Origin of the sequence: Hymenobacter gelipurpurascens, from assembly GCF_900187375.1 — a bacterium.
Classification (GTDB): domain Bacteria; phylum Bacteroidota; class Bacteroidia; order Cytophagales; family Hymenobacteraceae; genus Hymenobacter; species Hymenobacter gelipurpurascens.
This window is the reverse complement of record NZ_FYEW01000002.1, coordinates 329,138-350,183: the sequence shown is the minus strand read 5'-3', so window position 1 is coordinate 350,183 and position 21,046 is coordinate 329,138. Positions and strand designations below refer to the sequence as shown.

Here is a 21,046-nt window from a genome sequence, read left to right as displayed (position 1 = left end):
TAGCACTTACCTTCCCCTCTGTGAAAGTCCTTATTGTTGAAGACGAAGCTCCGCTGCGCAACACGCTGCTGGAATACCTGCGCCACGATGGCTACGTGTGCGAAACCGCCGAAAATTATCAGCAGGCCCACGAGCGGATCAAGCTTTATCAATATGACTGTGTGCTGGTTGATCTGACGCTCCCGGATGGCTCGGGGCTGGACCTGGTCCGGACGCTTAAGGCCGATAGCTCTGCAGCAGGAGTGCTCATCATTTCGGCCCGCGGCTCTCTCGATGACAAGGTGCAGGGCCTGGAGCTTGGCGCCGATGACTACCTACAGAAGCCCTTTCACCTGGCCGAGCTCAACGCCCGCCTGCGCTCCATACTGCGGCGGCGGCAGTTTCAGGGGCAGCGCCATCTGGCCTTCCGCGACCTGACGGTTTTCCCCGATCAGGCCCTGGTGCTGGTGAAGGAGCAGCCCGTTACGCTCACCCGCAAAGAGTATGAGCTGCTGCTGTTTCTGCTGGCCAACCCGAACCGCCTGCTCACCAAAGAGGCTATTGCGGAGCACCTGTGGGGCGATGCTGCCGACGCCGCCGATTCTTTCGACTTTATTTACACCCACCTCAAAAACCTGCGCAAGAAGCTGCAGGAGCTGGGCGCCGATAACTACATCAGAACCGTGTACGGCCTAGGCTACAAGCTGGAAACCGAGTGAAGCTGCTCACTACCACCAACCGCTACTACCTAGCCCTGGCCACCATACTGTTCCTGCTGGGTACGGGGCTGCTGTATGCGGGTATTCAGCGGGCGTTGGCGCATGAGGTGGATGAGCAGCTTTTATTACATCAGGCCTACCTGACGAAACAAATCAAAGAAACGGGCCAGATTCCGGCCGTAACCAACCCGCTGGAGCTGACCATCCGCCGGAAACCGCACCCCGCCGGCCTCTCCGATACGCTCCTGTTCGACCCCGTAGAGCAAACCCAGGTGCCCTTCCGGGAAGTGTCGTTTCCGGTGCAGGTGCAGCATACAAAGTATTGGCTGACACTGCGCAAGTCGCTCATTGAAACGGAGGACGTGCTGGAAGTGGTGCTGGTGGTAATGCTGACGGTCATGCTCCTCTTATTTGGAAGCCTGGTGCTCCTGAATCGGTGGCTGTCGCGGTGGCTGTGGGCGCCGTTCCAGCGGACGCTAGGGTCGTTGCGCGGCTACCAGCTCCAGCAGCCGCAGTCGCTGGAGCTGCCCGTTACGCCCATCGATGAGTTCAGTGAGCTTAACCAAGCCGTAACCCAGCTCACCCAGCGCGTGGCTGCCGACTACCGGGCGCTGAAGGAATTCACCGAAAATGCGGCCCACGAAACCCAGACGCCCCTGGCCATCATGCAGGCGCAACTGGAACAGTTGCTCCAGCTGCCGGAGCTACCCGAAACAGCCGCTACTTCAGTGCATGAACTCTATAAAGCCACACTCCGCCTTTCCCGTCTGCATCAGGCGCTTACGCTGCTGAGTAAAATTGAGAACCGGCAGTTTTCGGGAGCTGTGGCGCTGCCGCTTGATGGCGTAGTACGCGAAAAGCTCCAACAGTTGCAGGATTTCTGGGAGGCCAAGGAGCTGGTGCCTGAAGTAGTGCTGACGGAACGCGTAGTGCGCCAGATGCACCCCGCCCTGGCCGATTCTTTGGTGGGAAATCTGCTGCAGAATGCCGTGAAGCACAATCACCGGGGCGGCAAACTGCGCGTACATCTCAGCCCGACTGGCCTGTCGGTCACCAACACCGGACCCCGCCTCGCCTCTGACCCTATGCTGCTGCTGGAGCGTTTCCGCAAGCACAACGCCGCCTCCGATTCGCCGGGGCTAGGCCTGTCCATCGTGCACCAGATCTGCACGTACTATGGCTTTCAGCTGACTTACTTGTTTGACGAGAACGAAGCGCTGCACACCCTGCAGGTGCGATTCTGAAAAGCCCCATACTATCTGCCACAGCCAAAAGCAGCTCAGGTTTCAGACGTGTCAAGCCACTTATAGCGCATCTAATGCTGCTGTAGCACGAAGCTCCCGCTTCGCGTTTCGTTGAACCTGACCGCCTAGGCCAGTCGGGCGATGATACGTGGAAACGGGAGCTTCGCGTTATTCCATACGACAGCCGGCAAACCATCCGGAGAACTGCTTTAACCGATAAATCAGCTGGGTATGAAGACGGTTCTTCGTAGGGGGCTGCGTGTTAGCAGCTGAGCCGTAGCCGTTGGGCCGCGTTCAACTGGTATATTTGCGGCTCCGAAAACGGTTTTGCCGGTTTCGCTCGTCTCACTGAGCTCTGCATGTCCGCACCCGACTCTCCAAAACAAGTTTCACCCACCCGGCCCGCCCGGAGGTGGCCTAACATTCTTTCGCGTACCCTGTGGGGATTTTTCGTGGTAGGCCTGGGCGTTTTTCTGCTCTATCCTATCCTAGTCAGCATGAACTTCCTGTTCCTGTTTGGCAAGTCGCCGAGCCTGGAGGAGCTGGAAAACCCCAAGGTGGAGCAACCCTCCGAGGTGTATACAGCCGATGGCGTACTGATGGGCCGCTACTTCCGCGAAAACCGCTACCCAGTGCGGCTCAATGAGATGTCGCCCTGGCTGACCAAGGCGCTTATTGCCACTGAGGACGTACGCTACTACGACCATTCCGGCATTGATGCTACCGCCATTGCCCGCGCCGTGGCTGGCGTGGTGCGCGGCGGCAGCGGTGGCGGCTCTACCATCACGCAGCAGCTGGCCAAAAACCTCTATAAAACCCGCCGCGATGAAAATACCGGCGGCCTAGGCCACATTCCGTTGCTGGGTACCGTCATCAGCAAGACCAAAGAATGGCTGACCAGCGTGGAGCTGGAGCGGCGCTACACCAAGGATGAAATCCTGCGCCTCTACCTCAATACCGTGGATTATGGGTCCAGTTCTTTCGGTATTAAGGTAGCCTCTAAAACGTTTTTCAGCACCTCGCCCGACAGCCTGCAGCCCGAGCAGGCCGCCATGCTCATTGGAGCCGTGAATGCCCCCACAGCCTACAACGCCCGCTTCCATCCGGAGGCTGCCATGCGCCGGCGCAACCTCGTGCTCACGCGCATGGGCCAGGCTGGCTATTTAACTCCAGCGCAGGTGCAGGAGTATCAGGCTCGCCCGCTTGGGCTTCGCTACCAGGTTGAAAAGCACGTCGATGGGCCGGAGAACTACTTCCGAGGCGCCATCAGCCAGCAGGTATCGGACTGGTGCAAAGAGAACGGTTACGATATGTACCGGGATGGCTTACGCATCTACACCACCCTCGACTCGCGCATGCAGACCTATGCCGAGGAAGCGGTGCATGAGCGCATGAAAACGCTGCAGCGGCAGTTTGATAACTTCTGGCGCAACCGCGACCAAAACCCGTGGGTAGATGAGAAGGGCAAGGAGATTCCTAATTTCATCGAAACCCAGATCAAGCGCACGGAGCAGTACAAAGAACTGGCCGAGCGCTACAAAGGCCGGCCCGAGGAACTGGAAGCCGCCTTGCACCGCAAACGCAAGATGGCCGTGTTCACTTGGAAAGGCGACGGCGTGGATTCTTTGGAGCTTTCTCCGCTTGATTCCTTAGCATACTACAAGCACTTCCTGCACGCGGGAATGATGACCATGGACCCCTTCACGGGCCAGATCAAGGCGTGGGTAGGTGGCCTAGACTACAAGTTTTTCCAGTACGACCACGTAAAGCAGGGCAAGCGCCAGGCGGGCTCTACCTTCAAGCCCTTTGTGTACCTCACCGCCCTCGACAACGGCTACACGCCCTGCGACCGGATACAGGATAAGCGCGTCACCATCAACTACATCGAGGACGGCAAGCCGATGGAGTGGCAGCCCGACAACGTGACCCGCGAGTACACCGGCATGAACATGACCCTGCGCTACGCCATGGCGCGCTCCGTGAACTCCGTGACGGCCCAGCTCACCGAGAAAGTCGGGTGGGACAACGTGGCCAAGTATGCGCACAAAGTCGGCATCCGGAGCAAGCTGCTACCGGTACCCAGCATAGGCCTAGGCTCCGGTGGCGACGTAAGCGTGTATGAAATGGTGAACGCCTACAGCACGTTCGTGAACCAGGGCTTCCGGCCCGAACCCATGCTCATCACACGCATCGAAGACCAGAACGGCAACGTCATCAAGCAGTTTGACCCCCAGCAGAAGCGCGTAATCCCCACCGAAACGGCCTGGCTGATGCTGTACATGCTGCGCGGCGGTATGGAGGAGCCCGGCGGAACTTCGCAAGCCCTCTGGGACTACGAGCTGTGGCGGAAAAACAACCAGATCGGGGGCAAAACCGGCACCACCAGCAACTACTCCGACGGGTGGTACATGGGCGTCACGAAGGATTTGGTAACGGGTGTTTGGGTGGGCGGTGAAGACCGCAGCATTCACTTTCAGGGCTCCCAGCAGGGCGAAGGTGGGCGCATGGCGCTACCCATTTTCGGCAAGTACATGGAGAAGGTGTACCGCGACCCGGACCTGGGCATCACGATGGGTCCGTTCCCGCAGGCTACCGTCAAAATCAATAAGAAGTATAACTGCATCACGGAAGAGCCGCGGCGCCGGCGCGTAGAAGCGGTAGATTCTATCGTGGTTGATAACCTGCTGGAGAACCTCAACAATGGCACCGTGCCAGTGCCCGATAGCCTGAAATAGCCAAGAAGCCCAGGCCTTGGTAAGATCACAAAAAAGCCCTCTGCTTACGTAAGCAGAGGGCTTTTTACTTTAAGAGTGGCCTAGACCTCTTCGCCGTAGAAGGATTCCAGGGCTACTTTCAGCGTAGGGTATTCAAATTCAAAGCCCTGCTTCAGTACCTTCTCAGCGCTGACCCGTTGCGAGGCCAGCACAATTTCGCTCATCTCGCCCATCATGAGCTTCAGGCCAAACTCCGGAACTTTGGGTAGCACCAATGGGCGATGCAGCACGCCAGCCAGAGTTTCGGTAAAGTCTTTGTTGGTGACGGGATTGGGCGATACGGCGTTGTATGTGCCTTCCCACTTGGGCTCTTCCAGGGCCTGAATCAGGAGGCGGCACAGGTCATCGAGATGAATCCAGGACATATACTGCCGACCGGTACCCAGTGGCGCGCCGGCCATCATCTTCACCACGCGAGCTAAGGGTACCAGCGCACCCCCATCAGGACTCAGCACAATGCCGATACGGAAAATGGCAGTTCGGATATCGTTCTGGGCGACGCTCTGGGCCGCAGCCTCCCACTTCTGACAGACATCGGCCAGGAAATCGTTGGCAGCCGGTGGGCTTTGCTCGTTCACCACCTTGTCATCCTGGTCGCCATAAATACCAATGGCTGATGCCGAGATGAACGCACGCACATGGTGGTTGCCTTTGGCCAGCTCGCGGGCAATCAGCTCTGTCCCGGCTAAGCGGCTGGAAAGGATATCGCGCTTGCGCTCATTCGTCCATTTACCATCCGATACGCTGCTGCCGGCCAAGTTAATAATGTAGTCGGCGTACGTGACGGCGGCTTCATCAATGGAACCGGCCTGCGGATCCCAGCGGAAACCACGGTAGCGCGAGGTACCGGGCTGGCGGCTAAGCAAAGCCACTTCGTAGCCGGCATCAATGAGCATTTCGGCGAGCCGAGTGCCAATCAGGCCGGTACCACCGGTAATAAGAACTTTGCGGGACATTTTCTTGAGTTGCCAGGAGTAGTGCTGGGCGCTGGTAAAGCAGCGCCGCAGCAAAAAGTAGGATCGAGGGTGCAAGCTAGCAGGCAACTGACAACTCGCAACAGAATAATTATGCACAGCCAAGCAGTGGCCTAGCACCTAAAAGCGCGTAGGCCACTGGCGCAGGCACCTAAGGGCAACCGGCGCCCCGGCACACGCAGCCAGCCGTATACTGCGGGAGGGCTATTTGCCGATCAGACGCAGAAATTCCTGGCGTAGGCCACTATCATCCTTAAACACGCCGCCGTATTCGGCCGTGAGGGTGCCGCTGCTGGTGTCATTCACGCCGCGGCTCATCACGCACAGGTGGTCGGCTTCGATGAGGACGGCCACATTATCCGTGTGCAACGTTTGTTTCAACTCCTCCGCAATCTGTCGGGTAAGGCGTTCCTGCACCTGGGGGCGCCGCGCGTAGTATTGCACTACCCGGTTGAGTTTGGAGAGGCCTACCACATGCTCACCGGGCAAGTACGCCACGTGTGCTTTACCGATGATGGGCACAAAGTGGTGCTCACAGCACGAGAACAGCGTAATGTCGCGCTCCACCAGCATGTTTTCGTACTGGTAGCGGTTCTCGAATAGCTTCACGTCGGGACGGTGCTCGGGGTTGAGGCCCCGGAACCACTCCTGCACATACATTTTAGCCACCCGCTTGGGCGTGCCGCTCAGGCTGTCGTCGGTGAGGTCGAGCCCCAGCACGTCCATGATTTCCCGGAAATGCCCGGCAATCGTGTCAATCTTTTCTTCATCGCTGAGGACGAAGGCGTCGGGGCGGAGGGGGGTGCGGAGCGACGGCGCCAGATGTCCATCGGTGGCCGGAGTTGCACCTTCCGCAGCAGAGGCCGCGGGCACTAGGTTATCCATGGTATTCTACAAAATTGCGTTCGGTCTCATACAGCGTGACCGATAGGCCTAGGTGTGCTGCCAAGTGGGGCCGCAGCCGATTCCAGATGACCACGGCAATATTCTCCGCCGTGGGGTTCAAGTTCCGAAAGTCTTCTGTGTCCAGATTAAGATTGCGGTGGTCAAAGGTATCCAGAATCTCACGTTTCATCAGGTCGCTGAGCCGCTTCATATCATAGACATAGCCCGTATCCGGATCAATCGGGCCGGTGAGGCGCACAATCAACTCGTAGTTATGTCCGTGATAATGAGGGTTATTGCATTTGCCAAACACGCGCTGGTTCTGCTCATCGCTCCAGGCGGGGTTGTGCAAACGGTGAGCCGCATTAAAGTGCTCCTTTCGGCAGATGGTAACTTGCATAGTCGAGTTGAAACCCCATGGAGTTGCTTTTGTTTGCACTCTCCAAAGAAGAAAATTGAAGCGAATGAAAGTATAGAATCTCTTATTTATAGAGGAAAATATATGTTTTATGGTAGTTAAATAATACTCTATATGAATTATTCAACAAAAAGGTCAATTCTTCAAAAAAAACAATCTAGGGCATGCAAAGATGGCTGCGAGTCTATTTAAATTTGATGAGTCGGATTCCTAGATACAAACCGATTCAACCTGTAAATCATTTCTTTTCAACACATTCCATACTATATGAAACGAGGCGTACTCCTTTCTTTACTGCTGGTATTTGTACTATCGGTGACTAGCTACGCGCAAAAGTCGCCCGTGGACGAAACGGACATGGCCATCAAGGGCATTCCGCGTAAAGGCCAGCGTGTTTCGGTGCAGCTCGACAGCAAACGCGTTGAAGATTCTTGGAAAAAGAAGCTCGACGCAGAGTTCGGCAGCAAGGTAAAATCCGACAAAGGCATCTACACTATGGATGGCGTCGTGATTGAAGCCATTGCCAAAACGCCAGTGCGCGTAATCAGCAAAGTTGACGCTGTTCCAACCGGCACTACCATTTGGTGGTCAATTGACTTGGGCAACGCTTATCTGAGCAAAGATGCTACTCCCGTGCAGTGGAAGTCGGCTGAAGGCTACCTGAAGGATTTCGCTCGCATGCTGTACCGCGAAGACTTGGCTATCCAGGTTTCTGAGGCTGAAAAAGGCCTGATGTCGTCGCAGAACAACCACAATGCGGTAATCGCCAAAGGTGATGCTATCAAGAAGGACATCGAGAAGAACAAAGCCAAGAAGGCTGAGATTCAGCAGCAGCTGGCTCAGAATGCTGCCGAGTTGCTTCAGTACAACAACATGGTGGACATGAACCTGAAAGAGCAGGAAGCTGCCCGTGCCGACATTGTGAACATGCGTGTGGCTCTGGAAGCCGTAAAAGAGCGCATGAACAAGATTGAGTAGTTCCTGAGTTAGTCTCAAACTCAATAAAAAGCCCCGCCGGTATGCACCGGCGGGGCTTTTTGCGTTTTAAGCCATTTGACTACTGGCCTAGTAGCCTCTCTTATTGCATCTGCGCCCGAATCTGCTGCTCGGCGTATTTCTCGTCTTTCCAGCCGGCTATGCGCACTGGCTTAGGCAAGTTGCGGTGCTGAAACCACAGGCCTAGCGACTGGCGCACCGCCGGATACCGCCGCCTAAGCGTGGCCCAATCCGTAACATCGGGCAGAATGCGCTGACCGGGCCGGGCCGGCACCGCAACTACTATCTGCTCCAAGGTGCCGTCAATGTCCAGTAGCAGCATGGCCAGCGGCAGCACTTCCGTAACAGTACCAGCCGCCTCGCTTTCCGCCAGCACAAGTACCGGCAAAGGTTGATCAGCCGCAATATTGACGCCGGCAGTGGCCACACGCGTGCCCGGAATGAAGCCGTAATTGCCGGGGAAGGGCAAAAATTCTACCATCCGCTCCACTCCGGCTTGTTGCAATGGCTGAAAGCTATGCGTAGCCGGGCTGTAGCGTTGCTCGTGGTTGGTACCGGCTGGTACTTCTACCACCATCTGTAGCAGATGGCGCTCCTTGGAGAAAGTGGGCAGATCCGTGTAATCAGTGCGGCAGCTTGCCAACAGGCCTAGGCCACTAAGCAGAGAGGCAAGCAGCAAATTGGAGACACGCATGAGCAGTAGCTAGGGGTAAAACAGGGCTTCCGGACCGAGTAAGGAGTAGGCCACTGTCTGGGCCACTTCCTTACTCAGCCCGGAAGGCCAAGTAACTTAATTTTCGTCAGCTAACAGGCCTACTGGGCCAGTTGCTCATCCAGCAGCCGGAAGGGGTTCAGCTGCTCCAGGTGCAGCACAAAGCGAATCCGGTCGGTGAAATCTTTGCGACTGTTGGGCAGGCCATTCTCATACTGAGAGCCAGCTACTGGCAAGTACAGACGGAAGACGTTTTTGAACAGCGGCAGTACCAAGCCGGCATCGTAGTACAGGCGTTGGCCTCCCCGCGAGCTATAAATAGTGTTGAACTCCTTGGTAGCGCCAAAGTCAGCAAATACCGCTAGGCTGGTTATGGGCAAGTCAGCTTCCAGGCCCAGCGTGCTCAGCCAACGTTGGCTGCTCGTCTGTAGGCCACCTTGCGTAGGTACGTAGCTCTTAAAAGCGCCATCCCGGTCATCGGTTTGATGAAACTGAGCGGTATAGGTATCCGAAATCTGCTGACGGTCCAGGAAAGCTGTCTGGCGACGATAGTCAGGGCTGCCGCTTAGGCCCATGTAGTACTCTGTGAAAGTAGACGACTGCAGGAACCGGCCGCCGAATAGGCGGGCGCGCACTTGCTTCTTGGCCGAATAGTAGCGGCCATACGTAGCCGTGGCCCGCAGCAGGGTTGCCTCACTCGAAGGGTTATCCTCGGCCTGTGAAGGAATAAAATGGTTCAGTTCTACATGCGCCGACCACTCCTGAAGCGCGTTGCCATGATGCACACGGTACTCCAGCGTCTGGATGTTGCTGGTACGGTTCTGGTCCTCATCCCGAATGTATGTTAGGGCGCCTTTCAGCGTATGCTGAGGCCGATCGAAGGCAGAGTGAGGGAGGAGAAGGGTAATGCTAGGCTCCAGCTTACGGTAGCGCTCGAAGCGCTGTACCAATACGCCGGTCAGCAGTTGCCGTGAGCCACGCTGGGGCAGCACATTCAGGCTCAGGTTGCCGATACCATTCAGCTCTTTCCGGTTAAAGCTATACATCGGCATCACCAGAAAGTTAAGCTTTTTGGGTGCTATCAGGTTGTTGTAGAACGCCGCCCCAAGCATAAACTTATCGGAGGTATTGGCGCCCAGAACCGGCAGCCAGTTGATGGTGCTTCGGTCCCAGCGCTCAATGCTGGCCAGCGGCCGGATATGCAGCGGCTCCCAGGTCCGGAATGAACCGGTGAGGTTGATGTGGTCGTCGCGGCGGTTGAGCTCGGGCGTAAGGTAGCCGGGGTCAACGACAACGGAAGCCACACCTTCGCGCCGGAAGTTGAGCTGTACTTCATCGTTCTCATCGTCTTTGGAGCTGCCAAATACGGGCGTCCATTGCGTTTGGAGCACTTTGCCTTGTGCATCGAGGGTAGCAACCGGCACAGCAAAAGGAGCCGGAACATCGTTGCGCACCAGCACTTTCACCTGCTGATCCTGCACCAGAATATCCGAAACAGTGGCATCGTAGTGCGTCCGGCCCGTCAGCATGTCCTTAAAAAACCAGTCGAGCTTCTGACCGCTTACTTCCTCAAACACCGCCTCCATATCTTGGGGGTAGGGGTGGCGGAACTGCCAGCGCTGGTAGTAGGCCTGCATGGCTGCGTCAAACTTCTCCTGGCCCAGGTAGCCGGCCAGATACTTCAGCAACGAAGCCGTTTTGCCATACACTACCACCCCGTAATTCAGCTTACTATATGCCGCCGAAGTGGGGCCAGTCACCGGTTGATCGAGGCCGCGGCTTGCTAGGGCTTGATAGGGAACCTGATTGAGGGCCGTAGCGTCCAGGCCATCGGCATCCAGTTTGCTGGCCAAGCCCGGCGACTTCATGAGAAAGTCAAACTGACCTGCCATGGGGTTCTCGCGCTCCGCAATCCGGTTCTCCACATAGGAATTCACGCCTTCATCCATCCAAGGGTACTCGCGCTCATTAGAGGCCAGAATTCCATAGAACCAGTTGTGGCCTACCTCGTGCACAATAGCATTCGGCATCGTGACGGTGACCATGGGATATTCCATGCCGGAGCCGGCACTCAGGGCGCCATCTACGGCGGTTGCAGAAGCATACGGATACTCGCCTACCCACTGGGAGTAGTAGGTGAGGGCATCGTTCACATCCTGCAGGCCTTTTGTCCACTTCTCAGCCTCTTTGTTCGTGAACATGACCCAAGAGGTCACGGCCCGTCCAGATGGTAGCGTGACGCCTCCTTTCAGCACGTTAAAGCGCTTATCGGCAAACCAGGCGAAGTCGTGCACACGGTCCTGCACATAGCGCAGGGTTTTCGTTTCAGCAGCTGAGGCTGGAAACTTCAGATCGTCGCCGAAATCTTTCTGCGTTTTTTTCAGGGCCGTAGCGGCAGCCAGTTGGTCGAGGCGCTGCTGTTCGTCGGGGTTCTGCAGTACACCGGTAGCGCCTACCGTATAGTTGGCGGGCAGCGTAATACGCACATCAAACTTCCCGAATTCCGAGAAAAATTCACCCTGATCCAAATACGGCATCTGGTGCCAGCCTTTGCTATCGTACACGGCCGGCTTGGGGTACCACTGCGTAATCTGGTAGCTCTGGTCTACGTGCCCAAAACGCGAGAAGGAATCTGGAATCTTCACCCGGAAAGGTGTCGTGATGACGATACTATCGCCCGCGGCAAGTGGCCTAGGCAATACCAGCTTGGCCATGTCGGGGCTGGTGGCATCGTATTCCAGACGGGCAGCTTGGCCGTTTACTTTGAAGTCAAGGCCATCAATAGAGCCTCGCTGTTCGGGTTTGGCAAACTGAAACTTGCGGCTGCCATTGCGCAACTGCTGGCGAGCAAAAGCCGTGTTGTTGTCGCGGTACGCATTCGGCCACAAATGAAACCAGATGTAGGGCAGCGCGCTCGGAGAATGGTTGACATAGGTAAGCTCTTCCTGGCCCGTCAGGACGTGCTGTTGATCATTAAGCGCAACATCGATAGAGTAATTGGTTTCCTGCTGCCAGTTGGCTGCTACCAGCTTTTTCTGCGCTGTAGCCAAGAGCGGCAGAAACGCCAGGCAAATACCGGATACTAGTTTTTTCATGCTAATAAATAAGGGGAGATGGGCGGTGATGCCACGAAAGTAAGGTGCCGCCCCCGGATACCCGCATCATAACCTTTGCCAACCGCTACCGTTTGCTGAGTATTCCACGTACCACCCCGCCTCGCGGGCAAATTTCTAAGACCTATGTCCTTTCATAAGCAACCCAAAGACGATACCCAGCACCAGAACCACCTCGATGGCGCTGTCAAGATCCTGAGCAGCGACCTGCAGGAAGAAGCCGACCGCTCCGGGCTGGATAACCATTTCCAGCGTTGGATTGAAGATTTGAAGGATGTGAACAATCCGGAGCTGCACCAGATTGTCACGGATATGCAGGCGCTGAAGGCTCACTTCAATGGTGGCGCCATCGATAAGGACCTTGTTTCTCAGCTGCTAGGCCGCTTGGGCACTAACACCTCCAAAGCAGCAGTATTCGCTGAAAACCCCAATACTGCTGAGCGGGTAACGAAGCTGGGCGAAGCACTAAGTGCCGCCGCTAAGCAAGTACATTCGCCTCAGGAGAACACGGCCGCCCAAGACCTAGGCCAAGGCTCAGCCCAATAAATAGAAAGGCTGATGTAGTCGGTGCCGCTTTCTAAGGCGCCTCAACTGGCCTGGCATAGAAAAGCGCCGCTTCTGATTAATTCAGGAGCGGCGCTTTTCTATGCCAGGCCAGTTAGGTATTAGTCCAGACCTCAGTTAAAGAGTATAACAACAAAGAGCCGGCTCCTTTGCAGGAAACCGGCTCTTCTATAATGTATGTGAGAAAAGCGAAAGACTACGCTTTTACTTTCTCTACTACGTTCAAGCGACGCTCCTTGATACGAGCCGCTTTGCCCGACAGGCCACGCAGGTAGAACAGACGAGCACGACGTACTTTACCACGACGGATTACTTCGATCTTGTCGATGTTAGGCGACAGGAGGGGGAAGATACGCTCGGTACCGATCTGGTTCGAAATCTTACGTACGGTGAAAGTTTCGCCGTTCGAGTTGTTGTTGCGACGCTGGATAACTACACCCTGGAACTGCTGAATGCGCTCCTTGTTGCCTTCACGGATTTTTACGTGAACGTTAACGGTATCACCGGCGGCAAATTTGGGGAAGCTGGCGCGGCGCTCCTGGGATTCCTGCTGAATAAAATCGAGTAGTACGCTCATGGCTGGGAAAACTGAATAAAGACGGCCGCGCCGTCTGGAGGTTTCTGGTAAAGAGGCGCAAATATAGCCCTCTGATTTGAAAATTACAACTTTCTGCAAGTGGTAACTGCACAGCTAGTTGAGTGACCCTGGAAGCACGGACGCTACCCAGTAGGAATGTACTCAACAAGTGGCCTACACAGCTATTCCTGCAGTAGGTCCGGACGCCGTTGCCGGGTCCGTTCCAATGCCTGGTCGTGACGCCAGACATCAATTTTGGGGGTGTTGCCGGAGAGTAGAATCTCTGGCACCTCATGCCCACGCCACTCGGCTGGCCGAGTATAGACGGGCGGAGAAAGCAGGTTGTCCTGGAAGGAGTCGCTTAGGGCTGATTCCTCATTCCCCAGCACACCCGGCAGCAACCGAACTACCGCGTCTACCAAAATAGCCGCTCCCAATTCGCCCCCGCTCAATACGTAGTCGCCTACACTGATTTCGTGGGTGATGTAGGCCTGTCGGATGCGCTCATCCACTCCCTTGTAGTGCCCGCAGAGCAGCAATAAGTTGCCAGCCAACGACAACCGATTCACGAGTGGCTGACGAAGGGTTTCTCCATCGGGCGTGAGGTAGATGATGGCATCGTACGTGCGCTGGGCCATGAGCTCGTCGAAACAAGCGGCAATGGGTTCCACGCGTAGTACCATGCCAGCTCCTCCTCCAAACACGTAGTCATCAATCTGGCCGTGCTTGTTGATAGCATAGCGGCGCAGATCATGCAGATGGATTTCGGCCAGGCCTTTTTCCTGCGCACGCTTCACGATGGAATGTGCAAAGGGGCTGACCAGCAAATCTGGCTGGCACGTTACGATGTCAATACGCATAGGAGTGGCCTAGGCCTCTTCTTCCGACGGTTCATCCTGCTCACGCGAACTTGCTGACAAGTACACATCAAGCAAACCTTCCGGCAAAGTCACGTAGAGTTTACGCTCCTGCTGGTCGGCCCGGACGATGAGCTCATCCACAACCGGAATCAGCACTTCTTTTCCCTGATAGCGCATGGCCAGTAAATCTTGCTGCGGCAGCTCATAGAAAGTTTCTACAAGGCCAAGCTCGCCCAACTGCTCATCAACTACAGTGTAGCCAATGACATCATGGAAATAGAACTGATCCTCTTCCAGCTTGGGCAGCTCCGTGAGGGGGCGCCAGAGCTTGGCGTTGCGCAGGGGCTCGGCTTCTTCCACGCGGTCTATGCCTTTCAGCTTAAACAATACGCGGTTTTCAGCCTGGGGCTGCACCTTTTCCACCTCGTAGGCCACTAGCTTGCCTGGGGCTGCGGGTAATTCCAGCAGCACCGATTTCAGCTTACGGTAATCGTCGAGGTCATCCACATCGAAGAAAGCCACCACGAAGCCTTTCAGGCCGTGAGGCTTCCCGAGGGAACCCAGTTGGTAGCAGTCGTCGAGAGTCATGGAAGTAGAAAGGTAAAAAATGAGGAGTTTGAGAGGTCAAGAGCGTAGCACTCTTGGGCTCTCAAACTCCTCAGATTCTATGGCAGCTTAGGCGCCAGCTTCCTCCGTGGTATCAGCCGAAGCTTCAGCCGTTTCGGTTTCAGCTTCAGCAGCCGGAGCGTTGGCAGCCAGAGCAGCAGCCTGCTTCTGACGCTGCGCCTCAGCACGAGCTTCTTTAACTTTGGTTTCAGCAGCCAGCGAAGCTTTGCGAGCTTCCTCTTTGGCAGTGCCAATGTTGCTGCGCTTGCCTTCGATTTTGGCGTCTTTCTGCTCTTTCCAGTCGGTGTAGCGCTGATCAGCAGTTTCCTGCGAAATAGCACCTTTAATTACACCCAGCTGCAAGTGCTTGCGGTACAATACACCACGGTAAGAGAGCATAGCACGTACCGTATCGGTAGGCTGAGCACCTTTCATGATCCAGTCAAATGCCTTGTCACCATCGAAGTTGATGGTAGCAGGGTTAGTCTGGGGGTTGTAGGTACCGATTTTCTCGATGAAGCGGCCGTCGCGGGGCGAGCGGGAGTCAGCAACAACGATGTCGAATTGAGCGGCCTTTTTGCGGCCGCGACGGGCGAGGCGGATTTTAACTGCCATAAACCGGGTTGGTTAAGCGACGCATCTCGTGCGTCTGATGAAAAATGAGGTGCAAAGGTAGCGGAAAACTCTGATAGAAAGGAGCGCTTTTAAAAGTATTCTCCTCTGAAGATCTTCATGCTGCGATTGCTAAGGATCTTGCTATGCCGAAACAACTGTTAATAGGCCAGTCGGGCAAGCTTAGTATGAACCGTCACAAGCGCAGGTTGACTGGCATTTTAGTAAGTAGAAAATAAAAAGGCTGCCCTCAACAGAGGACAGCCTTTTTATTGATTTCAGTGGTTACTAGGCCGCTAGCTTCTTGGCCGGAGCTTTTACTTTGCGCTTAATTTTCACGACTCCTACTTTATCCATACCCCAGATGAACATGTAAGTAGGGTCAAACTCCCACCATTTTACGCCGAAGTTGACGCGCATGGGCAGCTTGTGGTGGTTGTTCTGAAATAGCTCGCCAAAAGCGAGGAAGTCCAGCGCAAGCGTGTTCTTGGAATGGTCGTGGTTGTCGAAGTTCTGATAGCCATACTTGTGGCCGCCCCAGTTCACGATAGCACCATGGATAGGACCCATCAGGAAGTGAATCGGGAGAAGCAGGAACTGCCACCAAGCCGTAGCGAACTGCACATAGAACAGTACATACAACGTGCCCCAGCCGAGGCGTGAGTACCATTTGTCGCCGAAGTTTTCTACGGCAGCCCACTCCGGATAATCGCCCTCGAAGCGCTCAGCGGCGGCGTAGTTTCGGTTCAGAACGTCGTTGTAGATGTTCTTGGTCTTCCACATCATCGAGAAAGCATTCGATGAGAAGAGAGGGGAGTGTGGGTCCATCTCCGTGTCGGAGTAGGCGTGGTGCATACGGTGCAGCAGCGCATACGCCCGCGGCGACAGGAAAGATGAGCCCTGGCAGATGTACGTGAACAGGAAGAAGAATTTCTCCCAGAACTTGTTCATCGTGAACATCTTGTGGGCCGCATAGCGGTGCAGATAGAACGTCTGCGTGAATAGCGACAGGTAGTAGTGTGCTACGAAGAAAAAAAGTATCGCCATGGGCCGAAAAAGGTTAGAAGCAGAGGGAGAAGCGGCTAAGCCTCAATTCGCAAAGCGCGAAAGGCAGGCATAAGTTCAGAAGCCGGTTTACAAAACTACTGCCACACCCGCGCAGAGTGCAATTTCCCTGCATAAAAGGCCAAAATGTTGTTCAGTTAACGCTGCCAACTACGAATACAGCATTCTAAATAGCGCATGAATAGATACAGCGTACTTAAGCAGGGTGCGGTAGGCCAGTGTTGTAGAGCGCCTAAGCTACTACTTGCTCAAAGCAGCCACTATTAATAGTACTGTTTTGCGGCATCCCAATGCGCGATATCCGGCACAGGCGCCTCAAAGCACATAGCCTCTTTGGTAACGGGGTGCTGTAGCTCCAGCCGACGGGCATGCAGGGCAATGCTTACATCGGGCAGAGGCGCCAGGAAACCATACTTCACATCTCCCACAATAGGGGTGCCTAGGCCACTGCTGAGCTGCACCCGTATCTGGTGGGGCCGGCCCGTGATGGGGTTTACCTGCACTAGCCAGCGGTTGCCCGCCTGGCCTAGCACTTGGTAATCCAGGTCGGCTTTGAGCCCTTGGCCGTGGCGCTCTGTGTAGGCTTTCGTAGTGTTCCGGATAGGGTCTTTCACGAGCCAATGCGTGAGGTGGCCGCTGGTCGGCTCCGGGCATTTGCCGGTGAGGGCCCAGTACGTCTTGTGCACCTTGTTGTCGCGGAACAGTTCGTTCATGCGGCTCAGGGCTTTGCTGGTTTTGGCTAACGCCACTACGCCGCTTACTGGCCTATCGAGGCGGTGTACTACACCGATAAAGGCTGCCCCAGGCTTTTTATACTTGAAACGCAGGTATTCCTCAGCCTTGGCCGAAAGAGGCTCGTCGCCGGTGGCATCGCCCTGCACGAGCAGGCCGGCGGGCTTGTTGATAATGAGCAGGTGATTGTCTTCGAACAGAATTTCCTTCTGTTCCGACCACAGATTCGGACGATTCACTGATAAGGTATGAGCAATGAGCAATAAACAGGTGGCAGGTATCAACGGCAATCAGGTATTGCTCATCGGCTTGCGCCATTTCTCGGTTGATAACCGCTTCTGGTACTTAATACGCCTCGTCGGAGGTAGGAAATTCGCGGGCTTTTACGTCCTGAATATAGCGCTGCACGGCATCGTGCATTAGGTCGCCTAGCTCGGCGTAGCGGCGCAGGAAGCGGGGTTTGAACTCCTTGGTAATGCCCAGCATATCGTGCACTACCAATACCTGGCCGTCTACATCCGGGCCAGCCCCGATACCAATGACCGGAATAGTGAGCTTTTCAGCTACCTGTTTGGCCAGCGAGGACGGGATTTTCTCCAGTACCAAGGCAAAACACCCGATTTCTTCCAGCAGAAGCGCATCTTCAATGAGCTTCTGGGCTTCAGCTTCTTCCTTGGCCCGCACCGTGTAGGTGCCAAATTTATAAATACTTTGCGGAGTAAGACCCAAATGGCCCATTACAGGAATGCCCGCGGTAAGGATGCGGGTAATGCTGTCCTTGATTTCGGCGCCGCCCTCCAGCTTAATACCGTGGCCCCCCGATTCCTTCATGATGCGGATGGCCGAGCGCAATGCCTCTGATGAGTTGCCCTGGTAGGAACCAAACGGCATATCTACCACAATAAATGCCCGCTTCACAGCCCGCACTACCGATTGGGCGTGGTAAATCATCTGATCCAGCGTGATAGGCAGGGTGGTTTCGTGGCCGGCCATCACGTTGGAGGCTGAGTCGCCGACGAGCAGCACATCTACGCCGGCGCCGTCCAGAATCTGTGCCATCGAGAAGTCGTAGGCCGTGAGCATGGAAATTTTCTCGCCGCGCTGCTTCATGGCCAGCAGTTGGTGCGTGGTCACGAGCTTGACTTCTTTGTGCTGAGACATAGTCGGAACTTAGGTACTTAGAATATGAAAAACGTCAGAAATCCGACCCTACTACGGGTGCGGATGGTGGCCCAAATCTGCAGAATTTTTCCGCAATGCGCGTAGGCCACTTCCCTACCTAGGCCAGTCCGGCCCTCCACTAGCCTACACCAAGCATGGCCTAGGCCATTGCTAGTAGTTCAGGAAAGTGCGGTTGCGGCTGAGCTTCAGATCCTGCAATAGCGCAGATTTGGCCGCAATGGTCACGAAGTAGCCACGTGTGGGACCGAAGGGGCGCCAGTTGCCATTGATCTGCCAGCAGTGCAAGTCCTTGAATATATCCAGGGAGGTGAAGGCTGGATTCTTGTTCACGAAATCGTAGTTGGTACTGAAGCCGAAGCGCAACGTCTCCGTCAGCTTCACGGAGCCGTTCAGGTTGAGGCTGACGGCCGTGTAGGGCGAGTTACGGGGCCGATTAAACCGGGCGGGTAGGGGCCCCTGGTTGGCATAGGTTGCCGTGAGGTTGGTGCTCAGGTCCCACGGAATCTCGAAGTCCACGTAGTCCTCATAGGGGTCGAGGCGAGTAGGAGAGCCCAGCGAGGGGTCGTTGGCAGGTGCCACGGGCCGCTTAATGGCAGATTTACGGTCGCCGGTGCTGGGGTTGAACTGATAGCTCATCGTCAGGCTGGCCGAGGCCAGACGGGCCAGCTTCTTCTTGTCCTGCTGCCACAGAAACTTATTGATGAGGCGACGAGTGGAGTCCTGCTGATAAAACTCTAGGTTGCTATTCACCAATAAGTTGAGCTTGCGTGCCACCTGGGTGCGGAACACAATGCCCAACGGGCTGAGATTAAAGACTGAATCCGCGAAGTTGTAACCGATGTTAAAGTCTAGGCCATCAATGAGGCTGACTTTGTTGAAGGGCGTTGTGCCGGTAGTATCCTCGTTGTTGCGCACCTTCATCTCTACCGAGTTCTGCAGCGAGAAGTTAATGGCACTGACTTTTGTAGTGCTTGGTACTCCAAATAAGAAGCCGTTATAGCGTGGCAGCAGTTGAGCACTCTGATAAGATTGGCCTTTTAAACTTGGGTCATTCAGGAACACGCGGCCGGTAGCAGGGTCGCGGAGGTCGCCTAATTCTGTTATAGCAAAGGCACGGTTACTAGCTCTGTTGTCCGGCGAATATTGCCAGCTCAGGCTAGGCGTAACCTTATGGCGTAGCGCCTGGATTTTGCGCGTGCCTTTCCGGTTAATAGTGCCGTAGAAGTTCGTGCTCAGGTTCAGGCCACCAGAATAGCTATTGAGACGATTAAAGCCGGCTACCGTATCAATGCGTACTGCACGGGCCGTAGAATTATAGCTGTAGTCGAGGCTCTTGAAGTACCACACCTCGTTGTAGCTGATGCTAGGATTCAGGTTGAAGTGCTTCAGCAACGTGTAGTTGCCCAGCGTAATCTGGAACTGATGCTGGACACCCGTCTGGGAGTTGCGCAGCAGTTTGGCAAGATTGTCCAGCTTAACGGGCAGAACGGCGGTTTCGCGCGAGCCGCCCAGCACCGGAATAGCTCCGCTATTGAGCAAGGTTTGCGGGATGGAGTTGGAGATGCGGTTCTGGCCTACGAACGTGTAGGCCACTGCCAGCTGCTCATAGAACTTGCCCTGAGGCTCCAGGCCTACTAAGTCATAGAGGTACTGCCGAGCTACACCTACCGTCACGTCGGGCAGGGTGAAGTTCATCGTACCCGACTGCGTGTTCTGCGTCTGGCTTAGCTGCAGCGCGTAGTTGATGGGCGAGTTGCGGATCTGCTTCGAGTAGGAAATAGTAGACGAGAAGGCCGGCTGCAGGTAGAGGCGCTGATTGTAAGAGTTCTGGCGGTAGTAGTTGCTGCTGCTCACGTTCACGTTGGCCGAAAAACGGCCGCCGTTGGGCCGCGCCACGGGAGTGTGGTTCCAGGCTAGCGCAAAGTTTTTGGAAGAGCGTGGCACGTTGTATTGCGGGTTGGTATTGACGTCGGTAGAGCTCAGAATTTGGGTAGTGGGCTGCGAGCTGTAGTTAAACGATAGTAGGCCACTATACCGATAGCGCGTGATGTACTGCACCTCAGCCGTGCCGCGCCAGCCGCCGAACACGTCCGCATTGCCGGAGTAGATGTCACCAGTGAGGCGCACGCCAATGTGGTCGTTGGCGGCCCAGTAGTAGCCGCCGTTGCGCAGAAAGAAGCCGCGGTCAGCGGCCTGGCCGAAGGTGGGAATAATCAGGCCGGAAGCGCGTTGGTTGGTTTTGGGCGTCGGGAAATACCCAAACAGAAAGCCTAGCGGCGTCGGAATATCCCCGATAACGAGGTTGAACGGTCCGGTCACGACTTTCTCGCCCGGAATCACCTTCATCTTGGAGGCGTTGATATAGAAGTGCGGATCTTCGAGGTTGCAGGTAGTATAGCGGCCTCGCACCCCGAACAGCTCGTTCCGGTCGTTTTTCTTAATGGTTTCGGCGTGAATGTAGCCTTCCCCCATGTTCGTGACCACATCCGTGATGCGGCCGCGCTTGCTTTTAGTATTGTAGTCGATGCGGTTGGCCTGGTAGGTGCTGCCGCCGTCCTTGAACACGGGTCGGTCTACTAATTTGCCCGTAGAATCCTTGCGGCCCTCGGCCGTCACCACGTTGGTGTTATAGTCCACCGTAATCCGGGCCGACTGGATGTTCATGTCGCCGTAATCCACGTTGGCCTTGTCGTAGAGGATGGCCTTTTTATTCTGCACCTCGAACCGGATCGAGTCCTTGGCCTTGTACTTGACGGTGGTTTCTACGGCACCTTTGCGGCCCCCGGCGGCCACGTTCAGCGAATCGGGAGAGCCGCTGACCAGGCCTACGGTATCCGTACGGACCGGAGCATTAGGTTTGGGAGGGTTGAGTACACGCGGGGCGGGGCGCACATCGGTGGGCACCGAGGTAGTGCGGGGACGTTGCTGGGCTAGGCCAGTGCGCGCACCTAGCAAGCTCAGCAGCAGCGGCAGCAAGAGCGTAAGTAGCCGGGGCCACCGGCCGGGCGCATATAAAATCAAATGAAACACAGGC

General features: G+C 55.6%; 18 protein-coding genes. 5 read left to right on the top strand and 13 right to left on the bottom strand.

Features of this window, described 5'->3' with window-relative positions; translation table 11 throughout:
* The first annotated feature begins 20 nt into the window (after window positions 1-20).
* The 3 genes from CFT68_RS13235 (at window position 21) to CFT68_RS13225 (ending at window position 4,677) form a co-directional block, all read left to right on the top strand.
* Entirely contained in the window at window positions 21-698 is a 678-nt protein-coding gene (locus CFT68_RS13235; protein ID WP_088844032.1) for a response regulator transcription factor, read from the top strand.
* A complete protein-coding gene (locus tag CFT68_RS13230; RefSeq protein WP_088844031.1) occupies window positions 695-1,942 on the top strand; it encodes a sensor histidine kinase in 1,248 nt (415 codons plus the stop codon). Before CFT68_RS13235 ends, CFT68_RS13230 begins: the two co-directional genes overlap by 4 nt.
* A gap of 359 nt (window positions 1,943-2,301) precedes the next feature.
* Complete coding sequence (locus CFT68_RS13225) at window positions 2,302-4,677, top strand: transglycosylase domain-containing protein (RefSeq protein ID WP_245815390.1); 2,376 nt, start codon at window positions 2,302-2,304, stop codon at window positions 4,675-4,677.
* An 80-nt stretch (window positions 4,678-4,757) separates the two neighbouring features.
* On the opposite strand, the gene CFT68_RS13220 is transcribed toward CFT68_RS13225, so the two are convergent.
* From CFT68_RS13220 to CFT68_RS13210, 3 genes are all read right to left on the bottom strand, one after another.
* On the bottom strand, window positions 4,758-5,672 hold the full coding sequence (locus tag CFT68_RS13220) for a TIGR01777 family oxidoreductase (protein ID WP_088845078.1): 915 nt from the start codon (window positions 5,670-5,672) through the stop codon (window positions 4,758-4,760).
* 222 nt (window positions 5,673-5,894) lie between these two features.
* Complete coding sequence (folE, locus tag CFT68_RS13215; protein WP_088844029.1) at window positions 5,895-6,575, bottom strand: GTP cyclohydrolase I FolE; 681 nt, start codon at window positions 6,573-6,575, stop codon at window positions 5,895-5,897.
* The gene (locus CFT68_RS13210; RefSeq protein ID WP_088844028.1) at window positions 6,568-6,975 is read right to left on the bottom strand and encodes a 6-pyruvoyl trahydropterin synthase family protein; all 408 of its coding nucleotides are present in this window, start codon (window positions 6,973-6,975) and stop codon (window positions 6,568-6,570) included. The genes folE and CFT68_RS13210 overlap by 8 nt, the downstream gene beginning before the upstream one ends.
* A gap of 285 nt (window positions 6,976-7,260) precedes the next feature.
* Between CFT68_RS13210 and CFT68_RS13205 the strand changes: the two genes are divergently transcribed.
* Entirely contained in the window at window positions 7,261-7,971 is a 711-nt protein-coding gene (locus CFT68_RS13205; protein ID WP_088844027.1) for a DNA repair ATPase, read from the top strand.
* Between the two features lie 100 nt (window positions 7,972-8,071).
* On the opposite strand, the gene CFT68_RS13200 is transcribed toward CFT68_RS13205, so the two are convergent.
* On the bottom strand, window positions 8,072-8,683 hold the full coding sequence (locus CFT68_RS13200) for an inorganic diphosphatase (protein ID WP_088844026.1): 612 nt from the start codon (window positions 8,681-8,683) through the stop codon (window positions 8,072-8,074).
* 119 nt (window positions 8,684-8,802) lie between these two features.
* Entirely contained in the window at window positions 8,803-11,796 is a 2,994-nt protein-coding gene (locus CFT68_RS13195; protein ID WP_088844025.1) for a M1 family metallopeptidase, read from the bottom strand.
* 144 nt (window positions 11,797-11,940) lie between these two features.
* Between CFT68_RS13195 and CFT68_RS13190 the strand changes: the two genes are divergently transcribed.
* Complete coding sequence (locus CFT68_RS13190) at window positions 11,941-12,360, top strand: hypothetical protein (RefSeq protein WP_088844024.1); 420 nt, start codon at window positions 11,941-11,943, stop codon at window positions 12,358-12,360.
* A 214-nt stretch (window positions 12,361-12,574) separates the two neighbouring features.
* On the opposite strand, the gene rplS is transcribed toward CFT68_RS13190, so the two are convergent.
* From rplS to CFT68_RS13150, 8 genes are all read right to left on the bottom strand, one after another.
* Window positions 12,575-12,955 (bottom strand): 50S ribosomal protein L19, encoded by a 381-nt coding sequence (rplS, locus tag CFT68_RS13185; protein ID WP_088844023.1) that lies wholly within the window; start codon window positions 12,953-12,955, stop codon window positions 12,575-12,577.
* 182 nt (window positions 12,956-13,137) lie between these two features.
* Entirely contained in the window at window positions 13,138-13,815 is a 678-nt protein-coding gene (gene trmD, locus CFT68_RS13180; RefSeq protein ID WP_088844022.1) for a tRNA (guanosine(37)-N1)-methyltransferase TrmD, read from the bottom strand.
* A gap of 9 nt (window positions 13,816-13,824) precedes the next feature.
* On the bottom strand, window positions 13,825-14,403 hold the full coding sequence (gene rimM, locus CFT68_RS13175; protein WP_088844021.1) for a ribosome maturation factor RimM: 579 nt from the start codon (window positions 14,401-14,403) through the stop codon (window positions 13,825-13,827).
* An 87-nt stretch (window positions 14,404-14,490) separates the two neighbouring features.
* Window positions 14,491-15,036 carry a 30S ribosomal protein S16 gene (locus CFT68_RS13170; protein ID WP_088844020.1) on the bottom strand — a complete coding sequence of 182 codons (546 nt, stop codon included), beginning with the start codon at window positions 15,034-15,036 and terminating at the stop codon, window positions 14,491-14,493.
* A 285-nt stretch (window positions 15,037-15,321) separates the two neighbouring features.
* Entirely contained in the window at window positions 15,322-16,080 is a 759-nt protein-coding gene (locus CFT68_RS13165) for an acyl-CoA desaturase (RefSeq protein WP_088844019.1), read from the bottom strand.
* A gap of 281 nt (window positions 16,081-16,361) precedes the next feature.
* Complete coding sequence (locus tag CFT68_RS13160; RefSeq protein ID WP_088844018.1) at window positions 16,362-17,069, bottom strand: RluA family pseudouridine synthase; 708 nt, start codon at window positions 17,067-17,069, stop codon at window positions 16,362-16,364.
* Window positions 17,070-17,175: 106 nt separating this feature from the next.
* Window positions 17,176-17,991: a 3-methyl-2-oxobutanoate hydroxymethyltransferase gene (gene panB, locus CFT68_RS13155; protein WP_088844017.1), complete on the bottom strand. Its 816-nt coding sequence runs from the start codon at window positions 17,989-17,991 to the stop codon at window positions 17,176-17,178.
* Window positions 17,992-18,162: 171 nt separating this feature from the next.
* Complete coding sequence (locus tag CFT68_RS13150) at window positions 18,163-21,042, bottom strand: putative LPS assembly protein LptD (RefSeq protein WP_141106551.1); 2,880 nt, start codon at window positions 21,040-21,042, stop codon at window positions 18,163-18,165.
* Window positions 21,043-21,046 lie beyond the last annotated feature (4 nt).